The organism is Streptococcus parasanguinis, from assembly GCF_001073155.1.
Lineage (GTDB): Bacteria > Bacillota > Bacilli > Lactobacillales > Streptococcaceae > Streptococcus > Streptococcus parasanguinis_D.
Window position 1 is genome coordinate 5004 of the sequence record NZ_JVEE01000029.1, and the last position, 9910, is coordinate 14913.

The 9910-nt window shown below is 45.0% G+C and carries 10 protein-coding genes; 9 read left to right on the top strand and 1 reads right to left on the bottom strand.

Annotation, left to right across the window (positions count from 1 at the left end):
• Positions 1 to 144: 144 nt before the first annotated feature.
• The 8 genes from ADH92_RS04260 to ADH92_RS04295 all read left to right on the top strand — a co-directional run bounded on the left by ADH92_RS04260 (position 145) and on the right by ADH92_RS04295 (position 7168).
• Positions 145 to 1356: a phosphopentomutase gene (locus ADH92_RS04260; protein WP_003011617.1), complete on the top strand. Its 1212-nt coding sequence runs from the start codon at positions 145 to 147 to the stop codon at positions 1354 to 1356.
• Position 1357: 1 nt separating this feature from the next.
• A complete protein-coding gene (locus ADH92_RS04265; RefSeq protein WP_049497344.1) occupies positions 1358 to 1903 on the top strand; it encodes a DUF1697 domain-containing protein in 546 nt (181 codons plus the stop codon).
• 12 nt (positions 1904 to 1915) lie between these two features.
• Entirely contained in the window at positions 1916 to 2725 is an 810-nt protein-coding gene (locus ADH92_RS04270) for a purine-nucleoside phosphorylase (RefSeq protein ID WP_049497346.1), read from the top strand.
• A 4-nt stretch (positions 2726 to 2729) separates the two neighbouring features.
• Complete coding sequence (locus ADH92_RS04275; RefSeq protein ID WP_239681846.1) at positions 2730 to 3962, top strand: chloride channel protein; 1233 nt, start codon at positions 2730 to 2732, stop codon at positions 3960 to 3962.
• Positions 3959 to 4672: a type 1 glutamine amidotransferase gene (locus ADH92_RS04280; RefSeq protein WP_049497359.1), complete on the top strand. Its 714-nt coding sequence runs from the start codon at positions 3959 to 3961 to the stop codon at positions 4670 to 4672. The genes ADH92_RS04275 and ADH92_RS04280 overlap by 4 nt, the downstream gene beginning before the upstream one ends.
• A gap of 286 nt (positions 4673 to 4958) precedes the next feature.
• Positions 4959 to 5669 (top strand): purine-nucleoside phosphorylase, encoded by a 711-nt coding sequence (gene deoD / locus ADH92_RS04285; RefSeq protein WP_003007097.1) that lies wholly within the window; start codon positions 4959 to 4961, stop codon positions 5667 to 5669.
• Positions 5669 to 6436, top strand: coding sequence for a hypothetical protein (locus ADH92_RS04290; protein WP_049497350.1), 768 nt, complete (start codon positions 5669 to 5671; stop codon positions 6434 to 6436). The genes deoD and ADH92_RS04290 overlap by 1 nt, the downstream gene beginning before the upstream one ends.
• A complete protein-coding gene (locus tag ADH92_RS04295) occupies positions 6437 to 7168 on the top strand; it encodes an NAD-dependent protein deacylase (RefSeq protein ID WP_049497354.1) in 732 nt (243 codons plus the stop codon). It abuts the gene before it with no gap.
• Between the two features lie 37 nt (positions 7169 to 7205).
• Here ADH92_RS04295 and ADH92_RS04300 read toward each other — a convergent pair whose 3' ends face one another.
• Positions 7206 to 8114, bottom strand: a complete 909-nt coding sequence (locus tag ADH92_RS04300) for a LysR family transcriptional regulator (RefSeq protein ID WP_003003594.1) — start codon at positions 8112 to 8114, stop codon at positions 7206 to 7208.
• Positions 8115 to 8357: 243 nt separating this feature from the next.
• Here ADH92_RS04300 and ADH92_RS04305 point away from each other — a divergent pair, with 243 nt between their 5' ends.
• Entirely contained in the window at positions 8358 to 9782 is a 1425-nt protein-coding gene (locus tag ADH92_RS04305; RefSeq protein WP_049497357.1) for a DUF6688 domain-containing protein, read from the top strand.
• Positions 9783 to 9910: the final 128 nt, after the last annotated feature.

A 9910-nucleotide genomic window follows, 5' to 3' on the forward strand; every position in this document is an offset into this window, starting at 1 on the left:
CCACTCAACCACTGCGTCTTGCTCGACAATCCAAAAATAATTGAGAGGCTAGGACTTTTGTCCCAGCCTCGAATCAAACAACGGCTCTCTTCTTATAGGGATATGGTATAATATAGCTAGTTTAATAAAGGAAAGAGGCAGTATATGTCAAAATTTAAACGCATGCACTTAGTTGTGCTAGATTCTGTTGGGATCGGTGCTGCACCGGATGCCAATAACTTTGTCAATGCAGGTGTTCCAGATGGAGCATCTGATACATTGGGTCACATCTCTAAAACCGTCGGTTTGAATGTGCCAAACATGGCGAAAATCGGTCTTGGAAATATTCCTCGTGAAGTACCATTGAAGACTGTGCCAGCTGAAAGCAACCCAACTGGCTATGCGACAAAATTGCAAGAAGTTTCTCTTGGGAAAGACACCATGACTGGTCACTGGGAAATCATGGGGCTCAACATTACAGAACCCTTTGATACTTTCTGGAATGGATTCCCAGAAGAAATTATTACAAAGATTGAAGAATTCTCAGGACGTAAGGTTATCCGTGAAGCCAACAAACCTTATTCTGGTACGGCGGTCATCGATGACTTTGGACCACGTCAAATGGAAACTGGTGAGTTGATCATTTATACATCAGCAGACCCTGTGCTTCAAATTGCAGCTCACGAAGACATTATTCCTTTGGATGAACTCTACCGTATCTGTGAATATGCTCGTTCTATCACTTTGGAACGTCCAGCTCTTCTAGGACGGATCATTGCCCGCCCTTATGTTGGGGAACCTGGAAACTTCACACGTACAGCCAACCGTCGTGACTTAGCTGTTTCACCATTTGCGCCAACTGTTTTGGATAAGTTGAACGAAGCGGGTATTGATACCTATGCAGTTGGTAAGATCAACGATATCTTCAACGGAGCTGGTATCAACCACGATATGGGCCACAACAAATCAAATAGCCACGGTATGGATACCTTGATTAAGACCATGGGACTTCCTGAGTTCCAAGAAGGGTTCTCATTTACCAACTTGGTAGACTTTGATGCTCTTTACGGTCACCGTCGCAATGCTCACGGCTACCGCGATTGCTTGCATGAATTTGACGAACGCTTGCCAGAAATCATTGCAGCTATGCGTGAAGATGACCTCTTGATGATCACTGCAGACCACGGGAATGACCCAACTTACGCTGGTACAGACCATACGCGTGAATACATCCCATTCTTGGCTTATAGCCCATCCTTCAAGGGCAATGGTGTGATTCCAGTTGGACATTTCTCTGATATCTCTGCGACAATTGCAGAGAACTTTGGTGTTGAAAAAGCCATGATCGGTGAAAGTTTCTTAGACAAATTGAACTAAGATGACACGCTTCGCTCTCCTCGTTAGAGGGATCAATGTTGGCGGGAAAAACAAGGTCGTGATGGCAGAGCTTCGAGAGGAGCTCCAAACAATCGGGCTGGATGAGGTAGAGACCTACATCAATAGTGGCAATATCTTCTTTGAATCAGCTAGTTCTAAAGCAGAATTGGTAGATTTGCTGGGACATTTCTTTCGTGATCGCTATCCCTTTATCCAGTCTTTTTCTCTCTTTTCAGCTGAGGACTATGCGCAAGATCTCGCTGCTCTACCAGCCTGGTGGCAGGAGAATCTGGCCCGCAAGGATGTTCTCTTTTACACAGAAGGCCTCGATCAGGATGCTGTCTGGGAGCTGGTTTCCTCTTTTTCGCTCGGTGATGAAATCATCCATCGTGGGAATCTAGGGATTTACTGGGGCAAATACTCAGAAGAGACCTACACAAAGACCGCTTACCACAGACAAGTCCTCAAGATGCCGGATTACCGCCTGTTGACCATTCGCAATGCCAATACATTTGACAAAATTGGCCAATTTTTAAGGAAATCATAAAGGAGATATGCAATGACATTATTAGCAAAAATCAATGAAACAGCTGCTTTTTTGAATGGCAAAGGAATGGAAGCACCTGAGTTTGGCTTGATCCTTGGATCAGGTCTTGGAGAACTGGCTGAAGAAATCGAAAATCCAGTCGTAGTAGACTACTCTGAAATTCCAAACTGGGGTCGTTCAACGGTTGTCGGCCATGCGGGTAAATTGGTCTACGGTGAGCTTGCTGGACGCAAGGTTTTGGCCCTTCAAGGACGTTTCCACTTCTACGAAGGAAACCCACTAGAAGTAGTGACTTTCCCAGTTCGTGTCATGAAAGTTTTGGGATGTGAAGGAGTTCTTGTTACCAACGCTGCCGGTGGTATCGGATATGGACCAGGTACTTTGATGGCTATCACAGACCATATCAACATGACTGGTCAAAACCCATTGATCGGTGAAAACTTGGATGATTTTGGTCCACGTTTCCCTGATATGTCCAAAGCTTACACACCTGAATACCGTGAGACAGCTCATAAAGTAGCTGACAAATTGGGTATCAAATTGGATGATGGGGTTTATATCGGTGTGACTGGTCCTACCTACGAAACTCCAGCTGAAATCCGTGCGTTTAAGACTCTTGGTGCAGATGCTGTCGGAATGTCAACTGTTCCTGAAGTCATCATTGCAGCGCATTCTGGCTTGAAGGTTCTTGGTATTTCATGTATTACCAACTTTGCGGCTGGTTTCCAAGAAGAGCTCAACCACGAAGAAGTAGTAGAAGTGACTGAGCGCGTCAAAGGTGACTTCAAAGGATTGCTAAAAGCGATCCTTGCTGAACTCTAATCCAATGAAAGTACGACTCCAAAGTCTACCCTACGGACTGAGGTTACTTCTAGCCACCTTATCATTAGGGATTGGGACGGGTCTGGTCGGAATTGCCTGTCATTATCTACTAGAAGGGGTGCAAGAGCTGGCCTTTGGCCAAGCTAGTTCGGATTTGCTCCAGCAATTTCAAGAAGTTGGAGGTCTCCGTAGATTTCTGGTTTTGTGTGTGACTGGGTGCTTGGCAGCTGGCTTCTGGTATGTCCTGCAAAGGCGTTATCAGATCCTGTCTATTCGTCAGCAAATTGACTTAGCTGGAGACAGGGAACCAGCGCCCTTAGCCCACCTCCTTCATTCAGGTATGCAGGTGGCAATTGTTGGAGCAGGCGCATCGGTCGGAAAAGAAGGAGCCCCACGTGAGGTCGGGGCTCTTCTAGCTGGTCGCTTGGCGAAGGGATTCTCACTAGCTCTCAAAGAGCGAAAAGTCTTGATTGCCTGTGGTGCTGGAGCTGGTTTAGCTGCGGTCTATCAGGTCCCCTTTGCCAGTAGCTTGTTCGTCTTTGAGACCTTAGGACTCGCCTACAGTTGGCAGAATTTTCTACTGGTTTTGACCAGTACTTATCTGGCCACCTGGGTTGCTCAGTCCATCGTTGGTCAGGAGGCTGTTTATCACCTGTCCGCAGTCTCATGGTCGGCTAGCAGCTTCTTACAGGCTATTGTGATTGCTTTCTTGGTCACTCCCTTGGCTCTGGTCTTTGCTTTCCTCGCCAAGCGGGCTAGTCACAAAAGGCGGAAGGATGGGACGATTCTTTGGGCTCTTCCTCTAGCCTTTCTAGCGCTGGGGAGCCTAGTAGCCTTTTTCCCTATCTTTATGGGAAATGGCCAGGTACTAGCGCAAGCCCTCTTGTCTAGTCAGCCGATTCCTTATCTTCCACTGACTCTTGCAGTGAAGGGGCTTATGGTTTACCTCCTCTTGCGCAATGGTGCTTATGGGGGTACCTTGACACCATCATTTGCCCTTGGGATTGGTTCTGGCTACCTAGTGACCTTGCTTTTGACAGTCCTTGGGATTCATCTGGATCCTGCTCTAGGGATGTTACTAGGAGCGACAGTCTTTTTAGGGACGACCCTAGAAGCTCCTCTGACAGCCATTGCCCTGAGCCTTGGATTTACAGGCCAAACTTGGAATTTGACTATTCCGCTTGTACTTGTGGCTGGTCTGTCATACGTGATTCGAAAGAGATGGGAGAAGAAATGATGAAGGTACATTTTGTACTGCATGAAACCTTTGAAGTGCCGGGCGCTTATCTAAAATGGGCACAGGAGCGTGGCCATCAAGTGACCACGACTAAAGTCTATGAGAATGAAACCTTACCAGAGTCAGTGGATGAGATTGACTTTTTGATCGTCATGGGAGGACCTCAATCGCCAGATGAAGATCGAGAAGCTTTTCCATACTACGATCCTCAGGCAGAGATTGAACTGATTCAAAAAGCCATGAAGGCAGATCGTTATATTGTTGGGGTCTGTCTGGGTGCCCAGCTCCTGTCTGTTGCCTATGGAGCGAAGTATGAGCACAGTCCGGAACGTGAGATTGGGGTTTATCCAGTGACCTTGACGCCTGAAGGACTCACAGATCCACATGTCGGTGAGTTTGGAAAAACTCTTGAAACTGGCCACTGGCATGGTGATATGCCAGGATTGACAAAAGATGCTGTTGTTCTTGCTACTAGTCAAGGGTGTCCACGTCAGATGATTCGCTTCAGTCCTAAACACTATGCCTTCCAAGCCCACTTGGAATTTGATCCAGAAGCAGTCGATCTCTTGATTGCTGCTGACGGTGAAGAGGTTATAGAAGAACAAAGTCAAAAATTGACCTTTGTTCAAAAACCTGAAGCCATTCGTGCTTACGATTATCGAGAAATGAATGCCAAACTCTTTGCGTTTTTGGACTCATTAACAAATTAAATAAAAAAGAAAGGATGGGTTAACCGTATTCGCTGAACTGAATACGGGCGGAGAACTGTGTAAAAAAGATAAACTGTCTAGCATCTGCGATACGTCGTCAGTTTCCTATTTTCACTTTGCCTCTTTAACACCTATTCTAAAAAATAAAAAAGAAAGGTAGAGCATGTGTTCTAATTTGAACACGAGCGGAAAGCTCGGAAAATAGATAATCTGACTGAGAAATCAGGATTTCTCGTCAGATTCCTAATTTTCAGTCGCTTTCTGGTCGCTCTTTGTATCATAAACTATGTCTATCCATATTGCTGCTAAGCAAGGTGAAATTGCTGATAAAATTCTTCTTCCTGGGGATCCTCTTCGTGCGAAATTTATTGCTGAGAATTTCCTTGAAGACGCTGTTTGCTTCAACGAAGTTCGTAACATGTTTGGTTACACAGGAACTTATAAAGGTCACCGTGTATCTGTCATGGGAACTGGAATGGGGATGCCATCAATCTCTATCTATGCGCGTGAGTTGATTGTCGACTACGGCGTGAAGAAATTGATCCGTGTGGGAACGGCTGGTTCTTTGAACGAGGATGTCCATGTTCGTGAATTGGTCTTGGCACAAGCTGCTGCAACCAACTCAAACATCATCCGCAACGACTGGCCTCAATACGATTTCCCTCAAATTGCTAGCTTTGATCTTTTAGACAAGGCTTACCATATTGCCAAAGATCTTGGTATGACCACTCACGTTGGCAATGTCTTGTCATCAGATGTCTTCTATTCAAACTATGGTGAAAAGAACATCGAGCTTGGTAAATGGGGTGTGAAAGCTGTAGAAATGGAAGCAGCAGCTCTTTACTATCTTGCTGCTCAACACCATGTGGATGCGCTTGCTATCATGACTATTTCAGACAGTTTGGTTAATCCTGATGAGGACACAACTGCTGAAGAACGTCAAAATACTTTCACAGACATGATGAAAGTTGGTCTTGAGACTTTGATTGCAGACTAATGGCAAAATTCTTTCATGATGAATGGCTCTACGATCTCCAAAATTATCACTACAGCCGGGCTCTGCGCTCTATCAAGCAGCAGGAAGAAGTACCGGATTTGTTGGTGAGCTTACTGCAGTTAATGGCGGAGCGTCGTGAGCTTAATATCCAACCCGTCATGAATCAAAAGTTGAGAACCGAGTTGCTAGAGGCGACTGGTTTTCAGCTTTTTTGGCATGAAGATCCAGAAGATGAGCAGTTGGCTAACTACCTCTATGACTTAGAGGCGAAGTTGCGAAATGAGCAGATTATTGACTTTGTTCGTGCCGTCAGCCCAGCCATCTATCGGATCTTTATGCGATTGATTCAGTTGAAAATTCCTGATATTACCAACTATATTCATAACTCCAAAGAATCCAGTTATGACCGTTGGAAGTTTGAGAGCCTGCATGCGTCAGAAAACCCTATCCTGCAGCAATTTCACAGTGAAAGTGTGGTCAATTCGTCCAGTTTGACGGAGTTGATTGTGCAGTTGGATTTGCCAGATACCGTCAAAGTTGCGGCCCAGCAATTGCGGGAGTTAGAAAAATCAGTTCGCAACCCCCTGGCCCACTTGATCAAGCCCTTTGATGAGGAAGAGCTCCATTGGACGACGGGTTTCTCTTCTCAGGATTTTATGAAGAATTTGATTGACCTTGCAAGCTACACAGGCATCCATTATGATCAAACTAATTTTTATTTTGATCAGGCCAATGCTGTGATGGAAGAGCTACTAAAGGAGAAGTAGATGGATAAGATTGCTCAACTACAGGAGATGATTGATCAGAGTCATCGGATCGTGTTTTTCGGTGGGGCAGGAGTTTCTACGGAGTCAAATATTCCAGATTTTCGAAGCTCAGACGGTGTCTATAGTGTTCAGGTGGGTCGGCATTTGACAGCTGAGCAATTGGTCTCCCATACCATGTTTGAGCGCTATCCAGAGGACTTTTTCGACTTTTACAAGAAGTACTTGCTCTACCCAGATGCCAAGCCCAATGCTGCCCATCGCTATCTCGCGTGGCTTGAAGAGACCGGTAAACTCAAGGCGGTGGTGACACAAAATATTGATAGTCTCCATGAAATGGCTGGTTCTAAAAAAGTTTTGAAGCTTCATGGCAGTGCCGACCGCAATTACTGTACGGGTTGCCAGCGATTTTATGATTTGGAGTCCTTTCTAGCTTTAGAAGGCCCGGTTCCACACTGTCTGGACTGTGGCAAGGTGGTCAAACCTGATGTGACTCTTTACGAGGAACCTCTCGATATGGACGTCTTTAGCCAAGCAGCCCAAGCCATCCAAGAGGCTGATCTCCTGATTATCGGTGGAACTTCCCTTGTGGTCTACCCAGCAGCCAGTTTGATTCAGTATTTTCAAGGGAAGAAGCTGGTTGTCATCAATAAAACCAGTATCCCGCAAGACAAGCAAGCAGACCTGGTTATTGAAGGGAAAATTGGCCAAGTATTTTCACAATTAAGACAATAAAAAATATCTGAGTGAACATGGATCACTCAGATATTTTTTATTTATCAAACTTCACTTCCTCAAGCAAGTACTCGATGAATTTCTCTCCCATTTTTGAGAGGGCTGTTTTTTCATGTTTAATGTAGACCAGCTCGATCGGGTCTTCGATATCAAGGGGGATGGAGACGATGTTGTTTCCGTTGAGATTGCTGTTGAGGATCCCGGTCGCAATGGTGTAGCCATCCAGACCAATCAAGAGATTAAAGAGGGTCGCCCGGTCACTGACGACGATGGATTTCTTATGATGCTCTTGAGAGAGGATCTCTTCTGAGAAGTAGAAGGAATTGTGGGTCCCTTGGTCATAGCTAAGGTATGGGAAATCTTCCAGATCAGACAAGTGGACGATCTCTTTCTTGGCAAGAGGATTGGTCTTGCTGACAAAGATATGAGGTTGCGCTGTAAAGAGGTGGGTGGCAATCAGGTGATTATCATCCAGCATCTTAGAGAGGACATCCCGGTTGTAGCTATTCAAAAAGAGAACTCCAACTTCGCTTCGGAAATTCTTGACGTCATCGATGATCTCCCAAGTCCGCGTCTCCCGTAGGAAGAGCTCGTATTTTTCCATGTCGCTTTTCTTCAATAGTGAAACGAAGGCCTCAACCACGAAGGCGTAGTGCTGTGAAGAGACGCTGAAAAGCTCACGAGAACCCACAGGATTTTTATAACGCTCGGACAAGAGGTCAATCTGCTCCACCACCTGGCGGGCATAAGAGAGGAACTCCATCCCATCGCGGGTCAAAGTGATCCCTTTAGGATTCCGAATAAAGATTTCAATCCCCATCTCATTTTCCAAGTCCTTGACGGCATTGGAAAGGCTAGGTTGCGTGATGAAGAGTTGTTTAGCGGCCTCATTCATAGAGCCGGTTTCGACGATTTTGATAATGTATTGTAATTGTTGTATTCTCATGCTTTTATTTTAACATAAAAAAGCGCGTTTTTCCCGTAAAATGTGGTCTTTCAAGGACTGTATCAGAGTATAATGCAGGCTGAGGGAGGTAATAGGAAGTAGGCTAGATCAAATATTTAAAAAATAGAAAATTGGGAACAAAATCTCCATCTGGGGACTGATTTTGATGGGAAAATACAGTTTTGCCTTGCTTAAGATAAGATCTGATTGATAGAATGGTAAAAAATTGATTGAGGAGATCTTATGAAAAAACTAGTTTCCTGGTATAAGAAAAAGGATAAGGAATTGGAAACCCATTTCACAGCAGGTCTGTTGCAGATCAATTTTGTGACCAATGCACTGATTCTATTGGTCTTTTACATCTATTTGGTCATTAGTCAGTCGATCTATGCTCTATCGGATCCATTCATCCAATTTAGTGTTTGGGAGATTGTTTCCTTTACGATGAAGCTCTTGCCCTACGGTCTAACCGTAGCCCTCTTTGTCCCCAATATTTTTGTCATTATCTATGGGATTGGGCGGTGGTCCAGCATCCAGTTCAAAGAAGCAGAGGAAGAAGCTCCCAAAGATCCGGATCTGTTTGAAGAGAGAGGGCCAAAGGAAGGAGAAGAGGCAAGAGAAGATGACGCATTCACAATTGAATCACCGAGTCCTAAGCCTATCAAAAAGAAAAAACAACAGCCTACAATTGTTCTTTGGTTTGGACTCTTTGGCTGCTTTCTAGAAGCGATTTTTATTTTCATTGTCAAGGATATGACCTTTTACGAATGGAATGAGCCCTTGATCAATTCTCAGAAACATGCGCTGATATGGTCTGGAGCCTATCCGACCTTCTTCACACTGGCAGCTCTTACTTTACTTGCCTTGATTATCTATTCCTACCGGGATGCGAATTCACTCTCACCACTAGCAAATGTCTTCTGCATCAGTGGCATTCTAGGAGGAGTGGTTCTCCTCTTAGTTTTTGATAATCAACTGCAGGTAGCAAGTTTTCACACCTTTTTCTTACTGATCTATTCCATCCATCTCTTATGGGTTCGCATCAAGGAGTGGCAGGAAGATCGAACAGAGATAAGCTATGAGAATCGTCTGCTTCAATGGCTCCATCAGCTCTTAAATAAATCACGTAACTGGCCATGGCTAGCGGTCCTCATCGCTCTTCCGACTCTTGCCCTTGTTGTCCTCGTTCTCATGCTCTTTGGGCAGCAGCCGGATTCCATGATCAAGGCCTGGACAAATACAGCTGACTGGGCCTTCTCACAAAAGATTCCTCCTCAGAATCTCATCATTGATGAGCATTATCTCTGTACGGTTGCGGCTGGTGGCCATGAAAATGTTGTCAAGCCCCAGCGGATGGGCATCCGCCACGGTCATCCAGTCGTTGTCAATCGCCAGCTTTGTATTGCCAATGCCTTTGAGCAGGTGTTAGAAGAAAAGACGCCACGATTCCATCGCTTCTTGCGTCGCAATTACGACCGCTATGGCTATCCCTTTGCCAAACATATCAAGAAGAAATGGGCTATGGACCTGATCTATTACCTGATGAAACCTTTGGAATGGCTCTTTTTACTGGTTCTTTATCTAGTCGATCGCAAGCCTGAAAACCGAATCGCCATGCAATACATTAAACCGATCCCAGAAGATTTTGAACCCCGTAAAGTTTCTTGAGTTACTGATTTTACTTGACAAGCGAGAAGGAGCGCGATATAATGAGACAAATTTAACCTTTAAGAGGTCCAGAGAGGCCTGCAAGGAAAGACAGAAAAAAGATCAGCAGACGGAGTCTAGCTGATCAT